Origin of the sequence: Chryseobacterium glaciei (assembly GCF_001648155.1) — a bacterium.
GTDB classification, from domain to species: Bacteria; Bacteroidota; Bacteroidia; order Flavobacteriales; family Weeksellaceae; genus Chryseobacterium; species Chryseobacterium glaciei.
In genome coordinates, this window is sequence record NZ_CP015199.1 from 2,557,748 (window position 1) to 2,578,812 (window position 21,065).

Below are 21,065 nucleotides of genomic sequence, written 5' to 3' on the forward strand. Positions count from 1 at the left end.
TTTATCCTTTATATTGCCCCATTGCAATAAATTTGTCTTGTCTTTGGGTTTCAAGTTCTTGTCCTGTGAATTTAGAAAAAGCCTTGATGTTTTGTAGAATTGACGTTTTCAGATTCAAATAAGTTGCTGCAGGATCGTAATGTGCTCCTCCAAGCGGTTCTTCAATGATTCCGTCAATAAATTTCTCTCTTAAGGCATCTTTTGGAGTCAGGTTTAATGCATTTGCAGCATCTTCTTTGTGATCCCAGTTTCTCCATAAGATAGAAGAACAGCTTTCCGGTGCAATTACTGTGTACCAAGTGTTTTCAAGCATATAAACTTTGTTTCCAACACCGATTCCTAAGGCACCACCACTTGCTCCTTCACCAATGATATACGTAAAGATCGGAGTTTTTAACTGAACCATTGTAAAAATGTTTCTTGCGATAGCTTCTCCCTGACCTCTTTCTTCAGCTTCCAACCCAGGATAAGCTCCCGGAGTATCAACCAAAGTTACCACAGGAATGTTGAATTTTTCAGCAAGCTTCATTAGTCGTAAAGCTTTTCTGTATCCTTCAGGATTTGGCATTCCAAATCTTCTGTGCTGTCTTTCTTTAGTTGTTCTGCCTTTTTGAGTTCCAATGATCATTATTTTCTGACCATCAAGAGTTGCCAAACCACCGATCATTGCAGGATCATCTGCAAAGTTTCTGTCTCCGTGAAGTTCAAGGAAGCTTCCTTTGTCCACCATTCCGCTGATATAATCAAGGGTATAAGGACGATCCGGATGACGGGATAGTTGTACTCTCTGCCAAGGCGTAAGGTTTCCATAGATTTCTTTCTTCTTCTCTATGATCTTGTCCTCAATCTGGCTGCATGCTAATTTTACATCAACACCACTTTCTTCTCCTACCAAAGAACATGTCTGGTATTGCTCCATTAGTTCTTGTATAGGAAGTTCGAAACTTAAATATTCCATTTCTTGAAGTAAATTAAATCTTTCAAATTTATGAAAAATTATGGATTTTTATTTAAAATTATTTACAGCATTGTTTATTCTTGCTATACTTTCTTGTTTTCCGATGATTTCTAAAATGTCTGGAACGTCTGGTCCCTTCAATTCTCCAACCAGGGCTAAACGAAGTGGCATCATTACTTTACCCATTCCAAGACCTTTGTTTTCAGCGAAATCATGTATTGCCTGTTTCAATGTTTCAGAAATAAATTCTGTGTTTTCTAATGTTGTAGCAAATTCACCTAAAATAGTAGAAGTTTCATCATTCCAAGCTTTTTTTGATGCTTTTTCATCATAAGAAGTTGGAGCTTCGAAGAAAAATTTTCCGTTTTCGTAAATATCTTTCGGGAAAGTGGCTCTTTCTTTCATCAGGTGAATAATCTTCAATAATTTTTCATCTTCAATATTTAAATTTAAATCTGAATTTTTCAAAATTTGAAGCAATTCTTCGTCAGATTTTAATTGAATATACTGATGGTTAAACCATTCCGATTTTTCTTTACTAAATCTTGCACCTGCTTTATGAACTTTATGAAGATCAAATTCTTTGACCATATTTTCTAAAGGCAAAATTTCCTTATCATCTGCAGGAGACCAACCTAATAATGCAACCATGTTGATGAATGCTTCCGGAAGATATCCACTTTCTCTATAACCTTTAGAAACGTTTCCTGTTGCAGGATCTGTAAAGTTTAATGGAAATACCGGGAATCCGAATTTATCACCGTCTCTTTTGCTTAATTTGCCTTTTCCTTCTGGTTTTAAAATCAATGAAAGGTGAGCAAATTCTGGAGCTTCCCAAGCCATTGCTTCATATAATAAAGTGTGTAAACCTAAAGATGGCAACCATTCTTCCCCACGGATTACGTGAGAAATTTCCATTTCGTGGTCATCGATGATGTTGGCGAAATGGTAAGTTGGCATTCCGTCGTTTTTAACTAAAACTTTATCATCTAGTGTATTAGTATTTACAGAAGAATTCCCTCTGATGATATCTACAAGATTCAAAGTTCTGTCGATTGGCATTTTAAATCTTACAACATACGGAGTTTTTTCGTCCAATAGTTTTTGAACTTCCTCTTCAGAAAGGGTAAGACTGTTTTTTAGACGGTTTCTTGTTTTGTTGTCATAAGAGAAAACATCTCCTTTAGCTTCATATTCAGCACGGATAATGTCTAATTCTTCAGCCGTATCAAAAGCAATATAAGCATAATCTGTTTTCAAGATCTGGTCTGTATATCTATCGTAGATATCTCTTCTTTCAGACTGTCTATATGGAGCAAATTTTCCTCCTTTTTTAGGACTTTCGTCAGGAATGATGCCGCACCATTCTAATGCTTCTTCGATATATTCTTCAGCTCCTTCTACATATCTTGCAGTATCTGTATCTTCAATTCTCAATACAAACTCGCCACCCTGATTTTTAGCAAAAAGATAATCATATAATGCGGTTCTTACGCCTCCCAAATGTAAAGGTCCGGTAGGACTTGGAGCAAAACGTACTCTAACTTTCTCCATTTCAATTAAAATTTTGATGCAAATTTACTTAAAATTATGTGTTTTAATGATGTTTAATGATGTTTAATGATGTTTAATGCTTTCGATATTGGCTTTTTTGTTTTGAATATTTACATTTGTATAAATTAATAAGAAGTAAGTCATGTTAGAAATCGGAGAAAGACCTTGGGGAAAATATTTTGTTTTGGCAGATGAGCCAAATTATAAATTAAAAAGAATAGAAGTAAACCCTGGACAAAAACTGTCTTATCAGTATCATCATAAGAGACAGGAGCAGTGGACGATCATCGAAGGTGATGCTACAATCGTTCTGGATGATAAAGAAATTAGTCTAAAATACGGTGAAAGTATTTTCATTCCTTTGGGTGCAAAACACAGAATGATGAATCTTTCTGAAAAACCTGTTGTTTTCATTGAAGTACAGACAGGGACTTATTTTGGGGAAGATGATATTGTGAGGATTGATGATGAGTATGATAGAGCTTAATTAAAGGATCTAAATAACAATATTTTTTAAACAGTAAGAATTTTATGATTTTTACTGTTTTTTTTATCTTAATATCTACATTTGTATTTTCTAAATGGAGAAATTAAAATAGAAAGATAAAATGGATCATAATATTTCGCTTTTAATAGGATTAAAGAACAATTTACAGTATTCTAAAAGTTGTTATAACTCAATAAGAGAAAACTATCCTGATACCGAAATTGTTTTTGTAAGTTACGGAAGTTCCGATGGAACCGATGAATGGCTGAATTCTTTGAAAGATGAAAATCTTGTTTATTTTTCAAGCCCGGAAGAAAAAACTCTTTCAGATACGTATAATAAAGCAATGGAAATTTCTACTAAAAATTATGTGTGTTTTTTACATAATGATATGGTTATTGGTAGAAATTTTTTATCCGAAATAAGCAACTCGTTATTAAAATACAACCTTGTTTATTATAAAGTAATTGAACCTCCTGTTTTTGCATCAGATAAAAGACTTTGGAAAGAGATTCAGGATTTTGGAAGTGATTTTGAAACATTCAAATTTGATGATTTTTTTAAATTCGAGAGTAATCAGGAAAAGCAAGAAGGAGCGTATACAGAAGATGTAAGTTTTTTCTTAGCTGCTAAAAGAGAAATATTACTAAAAATAAATGGCTTGGACCCACTTTTTAAACCAATGTTTTGTGAAGATGATGATTTGATCTTGAGATTAAGAATGTCAGGCGAAAAAACATTTGTTTGTCCAAATGCAATAGTTTATCATTTTGTAAGCAAAACATCTAGATTTTCTGAAGAGTTTGAGAAAAAAACAAAAAAGATAGAAGAAAATTCGCTTCGTAACTTTATAAGAAAATGGGGATTTGTAAATCAGTCTAAGACGAAAAGTAAGCTTAATTATGGCTTAATTCTTGAAAATCCGAATGAGGAATCAATTAGAACATTAGAAATATTTGTAGATCACATTTATTCTGATTATGATGCCAGCGAATATATTAAAGATGAACAAAAAAATACATTGTTTAATTTAAAAGAAAAATTTAAGCCTAAAAATGCAGATCTTTCTGATGATATTCTAATAAAATTCGATGCAAAAAAACTTTCTGAAAAAAACATGCATAGTTTTAGAAATCTCGCTGATATTATAGAAGAATTAAAGAATTCAAAGAAGAGTTTTTTTGATAAACTTTTCAGTAAACCCAATTTTTTTAAGATCAATAATTTGAAAATAGAGATTTTAAGGGAAAATTCTTATGAAAAACAATTAATAACCAGAAAATAATGTTTGATTTTTTTAAGCCAATTACAATTACTTATGGAATTACTGTTTGTAATGAATTTCAAGAACTAAAACTACTTTTAGACATCTTGTTACCTTTGATTGATAGTAATGACGAAATCCTTATTTTGCGTGATATAACCAACCCTGATCAAAAAGTTGGTGAATTATTGCATGAATATCAATCTAAAATAAAAGTTATTGAAGCAAAATTAGATGGTGATTTTGCAACTTTTAAAAATAAATTAATTGAAAATGCAAAATCAAAGTATCTTTTTCAGATTGATGCAGACGAATATCCTACAGAGCATTTTATAAAAACCTTAAAGCCATACCTGAAAAAAGAAAAAAGTGTAGAACTTTTTTTCGTTCCGAGAATCAATATTGTAGAAGGAATTACCGAAGAATACGTGAAAGAGATGGGCTGGAATATGAACGAGGAAGGATATATTAACTTTCCGGATTATCAGGCAAGAATTATTAAAAACAATAAAAAAATCTTCTGGAAAAATAAAGTACATGAAGTTTTGTACGGAAACAAAAATTTTACAGAAGTACCCAAAAATTACAATTTATCATTAATTCATAAAAAGAATTTTGAAAAGCAGAAAAAGCAAAATGATTTTTACGAAACTTTAGAAGATTAATTAAAAATATTAAGTATATAAAATGGCTGATTTAGGGATTAACGTTTTTGGATTTATTAATGGTGAATTTGGCATCGCTGAAGCTACAAGATCAAATTGTAAAGCGATACAGGCTGTTGATATGCCCATAAGTTTGATTAATTATAATGTAAATACCAATCATAATAATAACGATCTCACTTTTACAGAATTTTCTGATCATGCACCGCATCCGATTAATTTAATTCAGATTTCTCCATCGGAAACGCCTAATTTTTTTGATTATTTTGATCAGTCTTTTTTTAATGGTAAGTATAATATTCTTTATATGGCTTGGGAATCGGAAACTATTCCTGAAGATTATGTAATGAATATGAATCTTTTTGATGAAATCTGGACACCTTCAACCTATTGTAAAGAATGTATTGAAAAATACGTAAGCCTGCCGGTAAAGGTCATTCCGCATCCAATAGATATGCATTTGGAAACGACTAATGATGAGGATGCTTTGCATTTCTATGATAATAAACATTTTAATTTTCTTTTTATTTTTGACTACAACAGTTCTATTGAAAGAAAGAATGTAATTAATTTAATTAACGTTTTTCGCGAAACTTTTGATACGACTGAGAATAATGCCTTTTTGACGATCAAAACATCTCGTTCTGCAAAATTTCCAACGGAAAAAGAACAAATTTTACAAGCAATTGGAGATTCGAAAAAGATAAAAATTGTAGAAAAGATTTTTGATAAAAATGCATTAAATTATGTCATCAGTAATTGTGACAGTTATATTTCCCTTCATAGATCAGAAGGTTTTGGCCTAACCATGGCAGAAGCGATGTATTTTGGGAAGCCTGTAATTGCTACCGGATATTCAGGAAACCTACAGTTTATGAGTGATGAGAACAGCTTTTTAGTTGAAGCCGAAAAAGTTTCTTATGGCTCCAATGACCTTAATTATAGTTCGAATACAATCTGGTCTGAGCCTTCACTAAAAGAAGCTAAAGAATATTTAAAAATCGTTTATGAAGGAAAGGAAAATGTTCAAAGTGTCGCCGAAAAAGGGAGCCAGACAATTGCTGAAGACCTTTCATTAAAAAGAGTAGGAGAAGTGATTAAAGGCAGATGTCAAGAACTTTTTAACGAAGACAAAATCAGACAAAATAAATCAACCTTAATTAAATTATATGTTGAAAATATTTTACTGAGAAAAGACCTTCGAATTTATAAGAAAAGCGCTCCGATTCAATTTATTTACAATATAAAAATGTACATAAGAAACAAAAAAGGCAAGAAATAATTACTTCTTGCCTTTGATTTTTTTGAAGAAAAGATTTACCTTTTTTCTTATTTTATTATAAAGAGTTCGTTCCAGATAATTAACTTTTTTATTTAATTTTTCAATTTCGCTTAGATAGAAAACATTATTTACATTATTGCTGCCGTTGTTTTCTTTTTTATCAAATTCAGTAATAAAACGTAATCTTATTTTAAATAATTCGCCAATAGATTCAAGAGAAAAATTGTTTTCAATTTGAGATTTTGCGCTTTCTCTTATATCATTTAGTGAATCAAAATTATCCTTAATGTACTGTAATTTTTGAATGGCATCTCCCAGTCTTGGTTTTGCTAATGTTAAACCTTCATCAATTAAGCCTTTTGTATTCGAAGTTTTGATAAAATCATACTGAATCAAAAAACTGTTATTCACATTCATAAAATCCAGGTTTCCGGAATATCCCGTTCCTACTACAATTTTTCCGTAAACCATTGCTTCTGCCATGGTTAAGCCAAAGCCTTCCGAACCATGAAGAGAAATCAAAACATCAGACTGCTGAATCAAAGAATGTAATTTTTCTTTTGAAAAATGACCATTAATGATGATTACATTCGGAATGTTATTATATTTTTCTAATGCTTTTTGGGCATCTTTACTCCTTTCAAGATTGTGTGTTTTTACAATTAAAACACTTTCCTTTTCTTCTTTAAATACACTCGTAAAAGCTTCAAGAGTTGCCTCAGGATTCTTTCTGATTGTTGTACTCAAAGAATCAAAAATAGTAAGATAAATCTTTGAATTTTGGGGAATATTATATTCTTTTAGTTCAAATTCTTTTGAATCTTCTAACTTCTGAATCGGGTGAGAAAATCTGATAACAGGAATTCCTGTATACTTTGTAAAAATATTAACACAAAAATTGCTTGGAACCCAAAGCTCATCAAAGACATTTAAAATCTCTACTACTTTATCCGAAACTTCCGGAAATTCCCAAGCCCAATAAATGATATTGTAATAGCTGCTAAGATCTAGATCCTGATTTTTAGAAAAAAAATCATTAATGAAGTTAATATTTATATGGAAAACATTAATGGAAGTTTCATTTTTTGAGATAACACTATTTTCTATTCTCTCAAAAGTTTCGCTGGAATAATTGATGCGATTTACTTTTATGCCAATATTTTCCAGTGCTAAAGCATTTAATCGGGTTGCTTCAGAAATTCCAAAATTTCCGTCAAAAAAGCCATGATAATTTACACTCAACTGCATTTATTATAAAGTTTTAATTTTTTCTTTTACAGTTTCCAAAGAAAATGGCTTTAGACTGTCTATTGAATTGTTTCTTAGCGTATTCCATAACTCTTCATCACTGTTTAGTCGAAGAATAGCTTCAGCAAACGTTTTTTCGTCATTTGCGATCAATACATTTTTTTCATTTATTAATTGCATTCCTTCTGCGCCAATATCAGTCGTAACTACAGGGAAAAAGTATTCAAAAGCTTGTCCGATTTTTCCTTTAACTCCGGCTCCAAATCTTAGCGGAGCAACCATTATTTTTGAAGTCATAAAATGATCTTCAATGCTTTCAACAAAGCCCAGGAAATCAAATTTTGGAAATTGTTTTATATCTAATTTATCTGCAACGTTACCAATTACGCTTACTTTCAGTTCCGGATTTGTTTTCCAGACAAGAGGCATTATTTTCTCGTACAAAAATTTTACAGCATCGATATTGGGTTCGTGAATTGAGCCTATGAAAATAATTCCTTTACTTTCGTTGAACGATTTTCTTTCGGAAATATCAATTTTCGGGTAGTGAATATTTGAAATCGTGATGATTTTATTTTTATCTACATACTGGCTCATTACCTCTCTCTCTTTGTCTGAAATTGCAATAATATAATCCAATTTGGGAGCGATTACAGTTTCAAGATGGAAGAAATGTTTGTAGTTTTTCTTTAAAGAAATACGGCTAGGTTCAATCTCAATTGCTCTTTTATATCTTAAAAAATGAATGTCTACCATATCATACATGAATTTTGTATTTGGCAGAATGTTTTTCATTTTCTTATAAAATAAATTTAAGGCAAGTGGACCATTAAACCACACATAATCAATGTTTTTAAAAGCTGAAATGAAATTATAGATATTGTTATATTTCGTATTTTCTACAAATACAATTACCTGATGCTGTTTGTAGAATTTCACATAAGAATCGTCCTCAAACATATTGGGAGCGAATAGAATGCAGTTATAACCTAATTGTTTGTAGATCAAGATAATTTCCTTCAACCTGTTCGATCCGGAATCTTTATCATGAGTAGGGAAGTCCCTCGAAGCGAATAATATTGTTTTTTTTGAAGAATCAAATAATTCTATATTGACAATGTCATTGGTATTAAGAGCTTTGAGTTTTTCTTTTCTGTTGAAATATTTCTTAATTTTCTTTAGAATTCCCATTTATTAGTCTTTATTTAATTCAAAAACCCTGTTTGTCCAATAATCAAGCGTGTATTGATAATAGATATTCTCCGGAATTTTTTCATAAGGCTTATCAAAAAAATCTCTGTCAAGATTACTACAGGTTTCGTTTAAAACCAAAATGTTATTAGGATTATAAAAATCGTAATTTTTGATGGCCTCATTGTCTGTAATAATTTTTTTATCTAAAGCCAGCGCCTCAAATACCCTGAAACTTAGACCGTATTGATTTTCACGAGTCAAATCTAACAAAGCCTTTGAATTTTGGTAAAATTTAGGCAACTTTTCGTGACATATTTTTTTGATGCTGAAAATAATAGATAAATTTTCAGGAACAGTAGTAAACAGGTTTTTGATTTGATGTTTCCAACCTTTTTTTCCTATGATCATAATCTGAAATTTTAGATCAAGATCAATTAATCTTTTTGCAAGAGTTTTTATAAACGAAACTCTTTTATTATCATAGGAAGTGATGTAAAAAAGATCCATTTCAGGTTTTTGTGTATCATTTGAGAGATGAGGAAGATAAATGTAATTGGTTAGTTTTTCAAATCCAAATTTATCAATATCAGCAATATCGAATGAGAATATTTTATCAAAAAGTTTTAATTTATTTTCATTTACAGGAACTCTGTCGAGACTATCATAAAGATAAGTAATGAGTCTGTCTGTATGTTTTTTTATTTTTTCTAAAGTAGATATGCTGAATGTATCAGGATTTAAAACTAAAATCTGATCATAATGACCTTGTTCATCCAATGAATCCAGAACAAACTGCTGTCTTTTTTCTTTCTTTAGGTTTCTGTTGAGAAGAGTTTTGCTTAGGGCATTTGTAGCCCTTTCTCCAAAGTTAGAGTGAGTAATTGAAGCGATTTTAATATGATGAGCATTAATGCCTTTTTTGCTTAATGTCTCAACAATATATTGATCATATCCCCAGAAATCATAACTAATTATACAAATCTTCATCAACTAATTTTGCTCTTTTTTTAATGATTCATAAGTTTCAAAAACACTTAATGACTGCAGGTAGGAAAGCTGATAGCCTTCTTTACCGTCTAAAATTCCAAGCCTCATAATATAAGCTTTAAAAAACTTAAATGCCGTTTTAGAGTATTGAGCTAAAATACTGTATTTCTTACCTTTTATAGCTAATTCCTGTCCTTTTAAAACTCCATAATGAATCATCTTTTGTTTATACGACTCATAATCTGAAACGGAATAATGTAGGAGTTTATTTTTCAAAACTCCAATTGTTCCATTTACTTCCAGTGTTTCATGCACCATTTTTCCGGCTGTATATCTCGCCTTGGATCTTCTAAAAAGCCTAAAGTTTTTATCAGACTGTGTTCCGGAAAAATTAATAGGTTTATTGGCAAAAAAGAATTTTCTATAAAAATAATAGGCATCTTTTTGCTCAGGTTTATTTAGTTCATCTATAATTTCTTTTTTTAGCTCAGGAGTTATTCTCTCGTCACCATCGAGAAACAATACCCAATCATTCTTAGCTGCATCTAAAGCCACATTTCTTTGTTTTGTAAAGTCTTCAAATTTATTTTGAATTACTTTTACGTTTGGGAATTCTTTAGCAATTTCTATTGTGTTGTCTGTGCTGAAAGAATCAACTATAATGATCTCATCGCAAATGTCGAAACACTTTAGAACTTCCCGTATGTTTTTTTCTTCATTTTGTGTTATGATTAAGCCACTTATATCCATCATAACATATTTTTGATTTAGAAATATAAATTTAGTATCCTTCTAAAACAGTTTTAATCTACCAAAGATAAGTTTTAATTTGAATTTTATTAACGAATCTTTGCCTTTTATATCTATCCTACACAGCTCGTAAGGTTTGTTTGTAGGAAAATAATTCACTTTATTACCTATTCTTAATGCAAAATCAATTCCTAAATTTTTTAAAGTTGAAAAAAGTTTTAATTTTTTTTTGTTTTCTTTAGAATATTTTCCATATGGGTAGGCTAAAGTTGTTGAATACTTTATGCCTTGATCAGTAAGGATTTGCATATTTTTTTTCAAATCTTTCTCAACGAAATCATCAGAAACATTTCTGAAATTTTCATGGGCATGAGTGTGAAGTGCAATTTCAAAATATTTTTTATCTAAATTTCTGATGTCCTCAAAAGTCATCATTTCATAATTCTGATAACCTTCCTGAATAAATTTTGTTGAAATAAATATTGTTGCCTTTAGATCATATTTTTCCAGTAAAGAAGGTAAAAAATTAAAATTATTTTTATAACCGTCATCAAAGGTAAGAATTATACTTTTTTTTGCAGGCAGATCTATTTCTGTAAAAAACTTTGAAGTGTATTTTTTTTTTCTTAAATATTTAAATTGTTTTTCAAGATTTTCCAGATCTACAGTAAGGTCGTCATTACTTGTTTTTTCTACTTTATGATACATCAGAATGGGCAATCTGTTTTCGGGAAAAGCAAAAAGGTAAAGACGAAAGTACAGGATAACAAATAAAATTGTTGAAAATAAAACGAGATAAAGGATCATAATGCTTCAGCGTTCTTTTTTTCGATTTCTATTAACCGGATTTTTTCATACAGTTTTATATATTTCAAAAAAGTATAATAAGACATTGTTTTTGCGATATAAAACCCTGGAAACCCATCTAGAAAGCCAAGTTTGATGATGAAAATTTTAATAAATTCAAAAATTGGACTTATAATAATTTTAAACCGGTTTATTTTTTTCCCTTTTTCAAACATTTTTTCAGCCATCATATCAGAATATTTATTGATCTTCATGATGTGATGATGAATACTTTTGTAGGTGTAATGATCCAGTTTTCCATCTAGGAGACCTATTTTTTTATTTGTAATTAAAAATTCGTGCACTTTATCATCAGAATATTTTGCACAGTCTTTTTTAAAAAGTCTTTCGCGACAAACATTACCCCAGCCACCAAATTTTATTAAATGAATCCCTAGATGATTGTTAAATTTCACTTTATAAACGCAAAATTCCGTGTTCTTAGAAGAAATAATTTTTTTGATTGATTTTTTAAGATCTTCACTCGGAACTTCATCTGCGTCGAGAAACAAAATCCATTCTCTGGAGCATAGAGTAAGGGCATGGTTTTTTTGTTCACCATACCCGATAAACTTTTTCTCAAAGAATTTTACATGAGGATATTTTTGAGTACAAATCTCTTTTGTCTTGTCTGTTGAAAAGCTATCAACGACTATAATTTCATCAACAGTGTCTGTAAGTGAGTCTAAAAGTCTTACAATATTATCTTCTTCATTGTAAGTAATGACTGCGAGGGAAAGTGACATTTTATTTAAATTCTAATATGGTTTTTTCGATTATTCTGACGCAGTCTAAAAGCTGCTCTTCAGTAATTACCAAAGGTGGTGCCAATCTGATAATGTTTCCATGGGTCGGCTTTGCCAGCAATCCGTTTTCTTTTAGCTGTAAACAAAGATTCCATGCAGTAGAGCTGTCCGGAGTATCATTAATCAAAATAGCATTTAATAAACCTTTTCCTCTTACTTTCGTAATCAGATCAGATTTTTCAATCAGTTTTTCAATTTCACTTCTGAATAATTGACCTAATTCTTCTGCTCTCTGAGATAATTTTTCATCAGCAACAACATCTAAAGCTGCAATTGCAACCGCACAGGCAATCGGATTTCCTCCGAATGTTGAACCGTGTTGTCCGGGTTTAATAACATTCATGATCTCGTTGTTTGCCAATACAGCAGACACGGGATACATTCCACCTGAAAGTGCTTTTCCTAAAATTAAAATATCAGGCTGAACATCTTCGTGGTGACAAGCAATTAATCTACCAGTTCTTGCAATACCGGTCTGTACTTCATCTGCAATGAAAAGAACGTTGTGTTTTTTACATAATTCAGAAGCATTTTTCAGGAAATTTTCGTCCGGAACATAAACTCCTGCTTCTCCTTGAATTGGTTCAACCAAGAATGCCGCAATATTTTGAGCATCCTGAGTTAAAATTTCCTCTAAAGCTTGAATATCGTTGTACGGAATTTTAATAAATCCTGGAGTAAAAGGCCCATAATTCTGATTCGCGTCAGGATCATTTGAAAAAGAAACAATCGTTGTCGTTCTTCCGTGGAAATTATTCTCACAAACAATGATCTTTGCAGCGTTTTCTGAGATTCCTTTTACTTCATAACTCCACTTTCTTGCTAATTTTACGGCGGTTTCCACAGCTTCTGCTCCAGAATTCATTGGTAAAACTTTATCAAAACCAAAAAGGGTAGTAATTTTCTGTTCGTACTCTCCTAAATTAGAATTGTAAAATGCTCTCGATGTTAAAGCTAATTTCTTAGCTTGATTTACTAAAGCTTCAACAATTTTAGGATGAGAGTGTCCTTGATTTACAGCAGAATAAGCAGAAAGAAAATCATAATATTTCTTACCTTCCACATCCCAAACGAAAACGCCTTCTCCACGGTCTAAAACCACTGGAAGAGGGTGATAGTTGTGGGCACCATGTTTGTCTTCAAGGTCAATAAAATACTGTGAGTTTTTTGCTGTTTCTACTGTTGACATATATTTTTGCTTTTGTACAAAGTTAGTGATTTATTTTAAAGTTGTGAAAGTGACTTGAATCAGTAATAATAAATAAAGAGAATGTTTTTTTAATGAAATTTAAAGGAATATTATTCCTAAAAATTATTGATAAAGATTGTGATCTACGTAAAAAATGCAGTTTGGTAGAATTCTTTCCAGTTTGATGATTTCTTCTAGAATACGATCTCTATTCATTTCAGAATATTGGCTGTATTCATATTTTATTGAAGAGAGCAGTAGTTCCACCAAAAGTTTTTTTCGATACCTTTAAGTTTCATGTAAGTAATTTTTGAAATAGATTTATTTAATCATACCAATATTCTTTTTTAACCTTAAAACCTGCTTTTTGAAAGGCTTTCTGTATTTCAATTCCTAAATCTTCATTTTGTTTTTCATTGGAAATGTAGAGGAAAAACAGACTTTCAGTAAACTTTTGTTCCTTTTGGGTATCGTCGAAAGTTGTCGTCGTTGTTACAACAGCATCTTTTTCTGTTTCTAAAATTACTTGAATATCTTTCCCGATTTTCAAAATTTTATTAAGCGGAACTTCTTGTTTAATAATTTGGTAGCCACTGAAATATGGACTTGTCTTTTTAATTTGAAAAGTCAGATTTTTATTATTATCAATACTGAATTCTTTAACGATACTGATGGTGTCTCCGTTGAAATTAGAATATTTTAATTGATTTTTTACTTCTTTTTTCAGTTCTCGGTTAAGTATCTTGATGATCGTTTTTTCCTGAGCCGAAAACAAACTCCAGAATCCGAAGAACATGATCAATAATAAAAACCGTTTTGAATTATTTTTTTGTCTCATTTTCTGTGGTTTGATTTAAAATTAAGTTGAAATAATCTTTAATTAAAATTAATTGACTTAAAAATAACTCGCAATACCACAAATGAGTGATTTTAGAAATAAAAAAACTGCCTCAAAATGAGACAGTTTCAAAGTTTTTATTTAAAAATAATCTTAGTGATTATCGTATTTTCTATCCATTACAAAACTCTCCATGAATTTTGTAGTGTAGTTTCCTGAAAGATAATCTTCATCATTCATCAACTGTCTGTGGAAAGGAATTGTAGTTTTTACACCTTCAATATAGAATTCTTCCAAAGCACGTCTCATTTTTGCAATCGCTTCCTCACGAGTTTGAGCAGTCGTGATTAATTTTGCAATCATTGAGTCATAATTAGAAGGAATTGTATATCCAGAATAAACGTGAGTATCAACTCTGATTCCGTGTCCACCAGGAATGTTTAATCCTGTGATTTTCCCCGGAGATGGTCTGAAATCTGCGTAAGGATCTTCAGCATTAATTCTACATTCGATTGAATGCAATTTTGGATAATAATTAATTCCAGAAATTGGAGTTCCTGCCGCCAAAAGAATTTGCTCTCTGATCAAGTCATAATCAATAACCTGCTCAGTAATTGGATGCTCTACCTGAATTCTCGTATTCATTTCCATGAAATAGAAATTTCTGTGTTTATCAACCAAGAATTCAATCGTACCAACACCTTCATAAGCGATGAATTCTGCTGCTTTTACAGCTGCGTCACCCATTTTCTCACGAAGTTCGTCGGTCATGAACGGAGAAGGAGTTTCTTCCGTTAATTTTTGATTTCTTCTTTGTACAGAACAGTCTCTTTCAGAAAGGTGACAAGCTTTACCATATTGGTCACCTGCAACCTGAATTTCGATGTGTCTAGGCTCTTCAATCAATTTTTCCATGTACATACCTCCGTTTCCGAATGCAGCCACAGCTTCCTGAATTGCAGATTCCCAGTGATCTTTAAGGTCTTCAGCTTTCCAAACAGCTCTCATCCCTTTTCCACCACCACCGGCAGTTGCTTTGATCATTACAGGATAACCTGTTTCTTCAGCAGTTTTTACAGCGTGTTCGTAAGATTCAATTAATCCTTCAGAACCAGGTACACAAGGTACACCTGCTGCTTTCATGGTAGCTTTAGCATTGGCTTTATCTCCCATTCTCTCGATTTGCTCAGGAGAAGCACCAATAAATTTGATACCGTTCTTCTGGCAGATTCTTGAGAAATTAGCGTTTTCAGATAAGAATCCGTAACCTGGGTGAATCGCGTCTGCATTTGTAATTTCTGCAGCAGCAATAATGTTAGGGATTTTTAGGTATGAGTCTTTACTCATTGCGGGACCAATACAAACAGCCTCGTCAGCAAATCTAACGTGAAGACTATCTTTGTCGGCAGTAGAATATACCGCAACAGTTTTGATTCCCATTTCTTTACAAGTACGTAAGATACGCATTGCAATTTCGCCACGATTGGCAATTAATATTTTTTTGAACATCTTCTTAAATTTGAAAATTAGATAATTTGAAAATTAGAGTAATGTTATTTGAATGTAGAATTTTAGTCTAACATCTAATGTCTAACATCTAACTTCTAGTTAAGATGGATCTACTAAGAATAAAGGTTGGTCATATTCTACCGGAGTAGCATCATCAACTAAAATCTTAACGATTTTTCCGCTTACCTCAGAATCAATCTGGTTGAATAATTTCATTGCTTCAATTACACAAACAACTTTTCCAACAGAAACTTCATCACCAACGTTTACGAAGACATCTTTATCCGGAGATGGTTTTCTGTAGAAAGTTCCGATCATTGGAGATTTGATTGTAATATATTTGCTGTCATCAGGTGCAGCTTCAGCTTTTTCAGCAGGTGCAGATGTAGCAACTGGAGCTTGTGCAGGAGCAGCTTGTTGAGGAGCAGTGTGGTAAACTGCAGGTTGAGCATATGCTACTTCGCTTCCAGCTAATGGAGTTTTAATAGTGATTTCGAAATCTTTAGTTTTGTACTTCACTTCAGAAACTTCAGCCTTAGATACAAACTTAATAAGATTTTGTATGTCTTTAATGTCCATAAATTTGATATTTGATTTTGGGTCAAAGATACCAAAAAAACGTAAAAAACAACAAAAAACCGCCAAATTTTATAAAAATTGGGCGGTTTTTGTATAAAAACGAGTGTTTTTCAGTGAAAAACGACTTCTTAGTTTTCTTCAGTAGTTGCTACTTCTTTTTCCAATACTACTTTACCTCTGTAGTAAAGTTTCCCTTCATGCCAGTGAGCTCTGTGGTAAAGGTGCATTTCTCCTGTTGTTGCATCTTTAGCTAGTTGAGGAACTACAGCTTTGTAGTGTGTTCTTCTCTTATCTCTTCTTGTGGACGATTGTCTTCTTTTTGGATGTGCCATCTTGTAATAACTTTTTTAATTTGATGAGCGATGAGATTTTTTTCATCATCTCATCATATTTAAATTATTTTAATTTTTATCTTTTAATTTCTTAAGTGCCTCCCATCGGGGATCACTTTGCGGTTCTTCCTCTTCTTCGGTCTCTTTCGGACTGAATTTTTCAAGAATTTCAAGATCTTCGTTGCTTATGTTTGGTGAAACCTTTTTCATTGGTATGGAAAGGGCTACATTTTCATAAATCAACTGTGCTACATTGAAAGCATGGTCGCTGGTTGGGATTGTGATAACATCTTCTTCGCTGTCATCGTATTCTTCCCCAAACTTAACCAAAACCTTGATCTCGTTTTCAATGGGATGATCGAAGCTGTCGTTTGTAATATCACAAACTAATTCTACGATTCCATCGATTTTTATCTCAAATTCTAAGAAAGTAGTGTGTTTATCAAGTAAAACATCTACTGAAATCTTAGGATTTGTAAATTCTTGCTCAGTGTCAAATAATTGAAAGAACGTCTTGTCAATCTCAAATTTGAACTGATGCTTCCCCGTTTTAAGTCCGGAAAAGCTCACGTCATAGTTTCTTAACTTGTCCATAAAATGAGTGTGCAAAAATATGCATTTTTTTTATAATTACAAATAAAATCCCAAACAAATTAATTTTAAATTTGATTTAAGGATTTATGCTTCAGTTTCATCTGGTAAATCTTCATCAATTCCGTTGTCGCTAACCATTTTTCTTGGCTGCATACGGTTGCTCATCAGCTCGTTATATTCGCTTCTATTTTTGAAAATTTTAATAGCCGTGAAAATTGCTTCTGTAAAACTTTGTTCATCAGCAATATTTTGTCCCGCGATGTCATAGGCAACTCCGTGATCGGGAGATGTTCTGATAAAAGGAAGTGCAGCGGTATAATTTACGCCTTCTTCATAAGCTAAAGTCTTAAATGGAGCCAATCCCTGATCATGATACATCGCTAAAACTGCATCAAAACTTTTGTATTTGCTCGGTTGGAAAAAACTGTCTGCAGGAAAAGGGCCAAAGGCCAAAATTCCATTGTCTGAAAGTTCTTTGATCGCTGGAGAAATAATTTCAATTTCTTCATTTCCGATCACGCCGCCATCTCCTGAATGTGGATTTAAGCCTAAAACTGCAATTTTCGGTCTGGAAATATTAAAATCTTCAATTAAAGTTTGATTTAAAGCTCGAATCTGTTTTTTAATTTTTTCTTTAGAAATATTTTCCGCCACTTGCGCTAATGGAATGTGATGGGTAGAAACGGCAACTTTTAAATCGTCCGTTACTAAGAACATCAATCCTTTTTTATTAAATTTTTCTTCAAAATATCCTGTGTGGCCGGCATGTTTAAAGCCCATCTTCATCATTTCGTCTTTATTGATGGGAGCTGTTACAAGAACATCAATTTCTCCTTTCATTAAAGCTTCGGTTGCTGCTTCCAGAGAATCTATCGCCAATTTGGTTGATTCTTCGGTTGGTTTTCCCAATTCTACATTCGAATTATCTTTCACAAGATTCAGCATATTGATCTTTCCTGCCTGTGCTTGTGAAGTTTCGTTGATGTAATTAAAGTTTAAATTAAGCTTAAAAATATTTTTCTGATAGGTAAATAATTTCCCTGAACCAAAAATTACCGGAGTGAAAAAATCGGTGATTGTTTTGTCTTTCAGAGACTTCATGATGATTTCTGGTCCTATGCCGTTGAAATCCCCGATTGAAATTCCTACTCGTACTTTATGGTTTTTTGGGCTCATTTTGATTATCTTTGAAGATTATAATTTTACAAATTTAGCAAAAAATAATATGTTCACAGGAATTATTGAAGCAGTTGGAGTTATTGAAAAGATTGAAGAAAAAGGAAGTAACATTGATTTTACTTTAACATGCCCTTTCACCAATGAATTAAAAATAGATCAAAGTCTTGCTCATAACGGTTGTTGTTTAACGGTTGTTGAGATTAAAGATAACCAATATGTCGTTACGGCGATCAATGAAACGTTAGAAAAAACCAACCTTGGAAAATGGAATGTGGGAACAGTCGTAAATCTTGAGCGTTGCATGAAAATGGACGGAAGATTAGACGGACACATCGTTCAGGGTCACGTTGACCACACCGGTGAGGTTGTAGGAATTGAGAATAAAGACGGAAGTTATTTTATTACCGTAAAATATGAATCTAACGGAAATTTTGTAACCGTTCCTCAAGGTTCTATTACAGTAAACGGAATCAGTTTAACCGTTGCAAAAAGTGAAGATTCTCAGTTTTCAGTAGCAATTATTCCATATACATGGGAGTTTACCAATATGCAGCATCTTAAAATCGGAGATAAAGTTAATCTGGAATTCGACATAATTGGTAAGTATATTGCTAGGTTAATTAATAAAACAGAATGGCAATAAATAAGTACAAAGGATATAGTTTAAGAAATCGGGTGTTTTTCGGTTTCTTGCTCGTATGTCTTTTAAGTGTTGCGGCTTCTTCGCTGGTTCCTTATTTTGTTTTAAGAAGTAATTCTCTGGAACAGAGCAGGATAGATATGCAGGATAAGACCAATGCCGTTATGGGATATTTGGATTATGCTGTCAGTAGATCGCTTGTGGAGACAAAAGATCTTCCCGAAGTTTTAAGCAATAAAATTCTTGAAATCGCGGATATCAACCAACACGATATTGTTATTTATGATTTAAAAGGCAACTATCTTCTTTCTAATAAAGATGAAAGTTTGGTAGAGCAGAAAACGATTCCTTTAAATATTGTCAATAAAATTCTGGCTACCGATGCCAGAGTGGATATCAGAGGATATGATCAGGCTAAAGATGCGGTTTTTACTTCGTCTTATTTAGTGTTGAAAAATAACGTTCTGGATCCGGTAGGTATTGTGTACATTCCTTTGTATCACAATGAATCTGCGTATCTAGATGTTCTTCACCAATACGTTAAATACATTTTATTGGTTGATATTTTTCTTATTTTATTCAGTATTTGGCTGAGTTGGATTACTTCTAATAATTTAGCGAAAACCATTACGAAATTTTCTGATATGATCACCCGTATTACATTGTTTGAAAATGAAATGCACCCTATCAGATATTATAAAAACGATGAACTAAATGCTCTGGCAAGAGCTTACAATAGGATGATTCTCCAGATTCAGGATCAAAAAGAAAGATTGCGTTTTAAAGCCTCGGAAGAAGCTTGGCGGGAGATGGCGAAACAGGTTGCTCATGAGGTGAAGAATCCTTTGACGCCAATGAAATTAACCATTCAAAATTTTGAAAGAAAATTTGATCCTGAAGATCCAAATATTAGAGAAAGAGTAAAGCAAATGAGTAAAACAATGGTTGATCAGATCGATTTAATTGCCACAGTTGCGTCTGCATTTTCAGAATTTGCGAAGCTTCCTGAGAAAAATAATGAGGTTATCAATCTGAACACCGAGGTTGAAGATATTCTGCGTGTTTTCAATGATGACAGTATTTTTATACACTCTAATAAAAGCAATATTATGATCAATATGGATAGGATTTACCTTTCCAGAATTATTACAAATCTTGTTACCAATGCTAAGCAAGCTGAAAGTGATGAGCGAAAATTGATTATTAACGTTGATGTAGAACAGCATCAGAGAAGGGTGATGGTTTCCATTCAGGATAATGGCATTGGGATTCCTGAAAATATATATGAAAGGATTTTTGAGCCTAATTTCACGTCAAAAAACAGTGGAATGGGACTTGGTTTATCTATGGTTAGAAAAATGGTGGAAGATTACAAAGGAGAAATCTCCGTGAAATCTGAAGTCGGAAAAGGGTCAACATTCACAATTACATTGCCAACCAATTTATAGTGAAGCCTTTTACATTTAAACAATTCGAAATTTATCAGTCTAAAAACGTCTTCCGTGTAGGAACAGACGGTGTTTTGCTAGGTTCTTTAGTGAATGTAGATAACAAGTCTAAAGTTTTAGAAATAGGGACGGGAACGGGTTTGATTTCATTAATGTTAGCCCAAAGAAATCCAAAAGCTGAATTTTTAGGTTTAGATATTAATGAAGAAGCTGTAAATCTTACAAAATCTAATTTTGAGAAGTCTATATTTAATTCAAGGTTAAAAAATATTCTTCAGGATTTTAAAAATTTTGAAACTGCTGAAAAATTTGATCTGATTGTTTCTAATCCACCTTATTTTGAAGAATCCGGTTCTGAAAAAGATAAAATTGCAAGACAGACGGTTGAATTAAACTTTCAACAATTAATTTCAAAATCATCAACATTACTTTCTGAAAAAGGAATTTTTTCTGTAATTATTCCTGCCGAGGTCGGAACTGATTTTATTGAAATTGCAAAAGAAAATCAATTGTTTTTAGTCCGAAGAATCAATATTAAAGGAATAGAAAATTCAAAAATAAAAAGATTGATTTTAGATTTTTCTTTAACTGAAAATCAACTTGAAGAATCTGAATTTATTATAGAAAAAAGTCCGAGAAAATACTCGGACCAATATCTTGAACTCACGAAAGAGTTTCATGTTTTCGGTAAATAATATTTTTTTTGAACCATTAAG

22 protein-coding genes are annotated in these 21,065 nt (G+C 32.0%); 7 read left to right on the forward strand and 15 right to left on the reverse strand.

The window, feature by feature from the left end; translation table 11 throughout:
- Position 1 precedes the first annotated feature (1 nt).
- Both A0O34_RS11405 and gltX read right to left on the reverse strand, forming a co-directional pair.
- Complete coding sequence (locus A0O34_RS11405; RefSeq protein WP_066754717.1) at positions 2–958, reverse strand: acetyl-CoA carboxylase carboxyltransferase subunit alpha; 957 nt, start codon at positions 956–958, stop codon at positions 2–4.
- A gap of 48 nt (positions 959–1,006) precedes the next feature.
- Positions 1,007–2,512: a glutamate--tRNA ligase gene (gene gltX / locus A0O34_RS11410; RefSeq protein WP_066754719.1), complete on the reverse strand. Its 1,506-nt coding sequence runs from the start codon at positions 2,510–2,512 to the stop codon at positions 1,007–1,009.
- A gap of 142 nt (positions 2,513–2,654) precedes the next feature.
- Here gltX and A0O34_RS11415 point away from each other — a divergent pair, with 142 nt between their 5' ends.
- The 4 genes from A0O34_RS11415 (at position 2,655) to A0O34_RS11430 (ending at position 6,210) form a co-directional block, all read left to right on the forward strand.
- The gene (locus A0O34_RS11415) at positions 2,655–2,999 is read left to right on the forward strand and encodes a phosphomannose isomerase type II C-terminal cupin domain (RefSeq protein ID WP_066754721.1); all 345 of its coding nucleotides are present in this window, start codon (positions 2,655–2,657) and stop codon (positions 2,997–2,999) included.
- Positions 3,000–3,120: 121 nt separating this feature from the next.
- Positions 3,121–4,284 (forward strand): glycosyltransferase family 2 protein, encoded by a 1,164-nt coding sequence (locus tag A0O34_RS11420; protein WP_066754723.1) that lies wholly within the window; start codon positions 3,121–3,123, stop codon positions 4,282–4,284.
- Positions 4,284–4,928 carry a glycosyltransferase gene (locus A0O34_RS11425; RefSeq protein WP_066754725.1) on the forward strand — a complete coding sequence of 215 codons (645 nt, stop codon included), beginning with the start codon at positions 4,284–4,286 and terminating at the stop codon, positions 4,926–4,928. The genes A0O34_RS11420 and A0O34_RS11425 overlap by 1 nt, the downstream gene beginning before the upstream one ends.
- Positions 4,929–4,950: 22 nt before the next feature.
- A complete protein-coding gene (locus tag A0O34_RS11430) occupies positions 4,951–6,210 on the forward strand; it encodes a glycosyltransferase (RefSeq protein ID WP_066754727.1) in 1,260 nt (419 codons plus the stop codon).
- Here the strand turns inward: A0O34_RS11430 and A0O34_RS11435 are convergent, their stop codons facing one another.
- The 13 genes from A0O34_RS11435 to pdxA all read right to left on the reverse strand — a co-directional run bounded on the left by A0O34_RS11435 (position 6,211) and on the right by pdxA (position 18,258).
- Positions 6,211–7,458: a glycosyltransferase gene (locus A0O34_RS11435; RefSeq protein ID WP_066754729.1), complete on the reverse strand. Its 1,248-nt coding sequence runs from the start codon at positions 7,456–7,458 to the stop codon at positions 6,211–6,213. It lies immediately after the preceding gene.
- A 3-nt stretch (positions 7,459–7,461) separates the two neighbouring features.
- Positions 7,462–8,649 (reverse strand): glycosyltransferase family 4 protein, encoded by a 1,188-nt coding sequence (locus A0O34_RS11440; protein ID WP_066754731.1) that lies wholly within the window; start codon positions 8,647–8,649, stop codon positions 7,462–7,464.
- Positions 8,650–8,652: 3 nt separating this feature from the next.
- The gene (locus A0O34_RS11445; RefSeq protein ID WP_066759659.1) at positions 8,653–9,639 is read right to left on the reverse strand and encodes a WaaS/CpsH family glycosyltransferase; all 987 of its coding nucleotides are present in this window, start codon (positions 9,637–9,639) and stop codon (positions 8,653–8,655) included.
- A 3-nt stretch (positions 9,640–9,642) separates the two neighbouring features.
- Entirely contained in the window at positions 9,643–10,392 is a 750-nt protein-coding gene (locus A0O34_RS11450) for a glycosyltransferase family 2 protein (protein WP_066754733.1), read from the reverse strand.
- A gap of 39 nt (positions 10,393–10,431) precedes the next feature.
- On the reverse strand, positions 10,432–11,097 hold the full coding sequence (locus A0O34_RS11455; RefSeq protein ID WP_157886005.1) for a polysaccharide deacetylase family protein: 666 nt from the start codon (positions 11,095–11,097) through the stop codon (positions 10,432–10,434).
- A gap of 95 nt (positions 11,098–11,192) precedes the next feature.
- Positions 11,193–11,981, reverse strand: coding sequence for a glycosyltransferase family 2 protein (locus A0O34_RS11460; protein WP_066754735.1), 789 nt, complete (start codon positions 11,979–11,981; stop codon positions 11,193–11,195).
- A gap of 1 nt (position 11,982) precedes the next feature.
- Entirely contained in the window at positions 11,983–13,230 is a 1,248-nt protein-coding gene (rocD, locus tag A0O34_RS11465; RefSeq protein ID WP_066754737.1) for an ornithine--oxo-acid transaminase, read from the reverse strand.
- Positions 13,231–13,555: 325 nt separating this feature from the next.
- Complete coding sequence (locus A0O34_RS11470) at positions 13,556–14,068, reverse strand: hypothetical protein (protein ID WP_066754739.1); 513 nt, start codon at positions 14,066–14,068, stop codon at positions 13,556–13,558.
- A 153-nt stretch (positions 14,069–14,221) separates the two neighbouring features.
- The gene (gene accC / locus A0O34_RS11475) at positions 14,222–15,577 is read right to left on the reverse strand and encodes an acetyl-CoA carboxylase biotin carboxylase subunit (protein WP_066754741.1); all 1,356 of its coding nucleotides are present in this window, start codon (positions 15,575–15,577) and stop codon (positions 14,222–14,224) included.
- A 99-nt stretch (positions 15,578–15,676) separates the two neighbouring features.
- Positions 15,677–16,156, reverse strand: a complete 480-nt coding sequence (gene accB / locus A0O34_RS11480; protein WP_066754743.1) for an acetyl-CoA carboxylase biotin carboxyl carrier protein — start codon at positions 16,154–16,156, stop codon at positions 15,677–15,679.
- Between the two features lie 128 nt (positions 16,157–16,284).
- Entirely contained in the window at positions 16,285–16,488 is a 204-nt protein-coding gene (rpmF, locus tag A0O34_RS11485; protein ID WP_034678990.1) for a 50S ribosomal protein L32, read from the reverse strand.
- Between the two features lie 69 nt (positions 16,489–16,557).
- Positions 16,558–17,082, reverse strand: a complete 525-nt coding sequence (locus tag A0O34_RS11490) for a YceD family protein (protein ID WP_066754745.1) — start codon at positions 17,080–17,082, stop codon at positions 16,558–16,560.
- 84 nt (positions 17,083–17,166) lie between these two features.
- Complete coding sequence (gene pdxA / locus A0O34_RS11495; RefSeq protein WP_066754749.1) at positions 17,167–18,258, reverse strand: 4-hydroxythreonine-4-phosphate dehydrogenase PdxA; 1,092 nt, start codon at positions 18,256–18,258, stop codon at positions 17,167–17,169.
- 49 nt (positions 18,259–18,307) lie between these two features.
- Here pdxA and A0O34_RS11500 point away from each other — a divergent pair, with 49 nt between their 5' ends.
- The 3 genes from A0O34_RS11500 to A0O34_RS11510 are packed head-to-tail and all read left to right on the forward strand — an operon-like array spanning position 18,308 to position 21,044.
- Entirely contained in the window at positions 18,308–18,904 is a 597-nt protein-coding gene (locus A0O34_RS11500) for a riboflavin synthase (protein WP_066759664.1), read from the forward strand.
- Positions 18,895–20,349, forward strand: a complete 1,455-nt coding sequence (locus tag A0O34_RS11505; RefSeq protein WP_066754751.1) for a sensor histidine kinase — start codon at positions 18,895–18,897, stop codon at positions 20,347–20,349. The genes A0O34_RS11500 and A0O34_RS11505 overlap by 10 nt, the downstream gene beginning before the upstream one ends.
- The gene (locus A0O34_RS11510) at positions 20,349–21,044 is read left to right on the forward strand and encodes a tRNA1(Val) (adenine(37)-N6)-methyltransferase (protein ID WP_066754753.1); all 696 of its coding nucleotides are present in this window, start codon (positions 20,349–20,351) and stop codon (positions 21,042–21,044) included. The genes A0O34_RS11505 and A0O34_RS11510 overlap by 1 nt, the downstream gene beginning before the upstream one ends.
- Positions 21,045–21,065 lie beyond the last annotated feature (21 nt).

Excerpts from the sequence above, each read along its gene's own strand:
- A0O34_RS11405 (WP_066754717.1), bottom strand. The coding sequence starts at position 958 with ATGGAATATTTAAGTTTCGAACTTCCTATACAAGAACTAATGGAGCAA.
- gltX (WP_066754719.1), bottom strand. The coding sequence starts at position 2,512 with ATGGAGAAAGTTAGAGTACGTTTTGCTCCAAGTCCTACCGGACCTTTA.
- A0O34_RS11415 (WP_066754721.1), top strand. The coding sequence starts at position 2,655 with ATGTTAGAAATCGGAGAAAGACCTTGGGGAAAATATTTTGTTTTGGCA.
- A0O34_RS11420 (WP_066754723.1), top strand. The coding sequence starts at position 3,121 with ATGGATCATAATATTTCGCTTTTAATAGGATTAAAGAACAATTTACAG.
- A0O34_RS11425 (WP_066754725.1), top strand. The coding sequence starts at position 4,284 with ATGTTTGATTTTTTTAAGCCAATTACAATTACTTATGGAATTACTGTT.
- A0O34_RS11430 (WP_066754727.1), top strand. The coding sequence starts at position 4,951 with ATGGCTGATTTAGGGATTAACGTTTTTGGATTTATTAATGGTGAATTT.
- A0O34_RS11435 (WP_066754729.1), bottom strand. The coding sequence starts at position 7,458 with ATGCAGTTGAGTGTAAATTATCATGGCTTTTTTGACGGAAATTTTGGA.
- A0O34_RS11440 (WP_066754731.1), bottom strand. The coding sequence starts at position 8,649 with ATGGGAATTCTAAAGAAAATTAAGAAATATTTCAACAGAAAAGAAAAA.
- A0O34_RS11445 (WP_066759659.1), bottom strand. The coding sequence starts at position 9,639 with ATGAAGATTTGTATAATTAGTTATGATTTCTGGGGATATGATCAATAT.
- A0O34_RS11450 (WP_066754733.1), bottom strand. The coding sequence starts at position 10,392 with ATGATGGATATAAGTGGCTTAATCATAACACAAAATGAAGAAAAAAAC.
- A0O34_RS11455 (WP_157886005.1), bottom strand. The coding sequence starts at position 11,097 with ATGTATCATAAAGTAGAAAAAACAAGTAATGACGACCTTACTGTAGAT.
- A0O34_RS11460 (WP_066754735.1), bottom strand. The coding sequence starts at position 11,981 with ATGTCACTTTCCCTCGCAGTCATTACTTACAATGAAGAAGATAATATT.
- rocD (WP_066754737.1), bottom strand. The coding sequence starts at position 13,230 with ATGTCAACAGTAGAAACAGCAAAAAACTCACAGTATTTTATTGACCTT.
- A0O34_RS11470 (WP_066754739.1), bottom strand. The coding sequence starts at position 14,068 with ATGAGACAAAAAAATAATTCAAAACGGTTTTTATTATTGATCATGTTC.
- accC (WP_066754741.1), bottom strand. The coding sequence starts at position 15,577 with ATGTTCAAAAAAATATTAATTGCCAATCGTGGCGAAATTGCAATGCGT.
- accB (WP_066754743.1), bottom strand. The coding sequence starts at position 16,156 with ATGGACATTAAAGACATACAAAATCTTATTAAGTTTGTATCTAAGGCT.
- rpmF (WP_034678990.1), bottom strand. The coding sequence starts at position 16,488 with ATGGCACATCCAAAAAGAAGACAATCGTCCACAAGAAGAGATAAGAGA.
- A0O34_RS11490 (WP_066754745.1), bottom strand. The coding sequence starts at position 17,082 with ATGGACAAGTTAAGAAACTATGACGTGAGCTTTTCCGGACTTAAAACG.
- pdxA (WP_066754749.1), bottom strand. The coding sequence starts at position 18,258 with ATGAGCCCAAAAAACCATAAAGTACGAGTAGGAATTTCAATCGGGGAT.
- A0O34_RS11500 (WP_066759664.1), top strand. The coding sequence starts at position 18,308 with ATGTTCACAGGAATTATTGAAGCAGTTGGAGTTATTGAAAAGATTGAA.
- A0O34_RS11505 (WP_066754751.1), top strand. The coding sequence starts at position 18,895 with ATGGCAATAAATAAGTACAAAGGATATAGTTTAAGAAATCGGGTGTTT.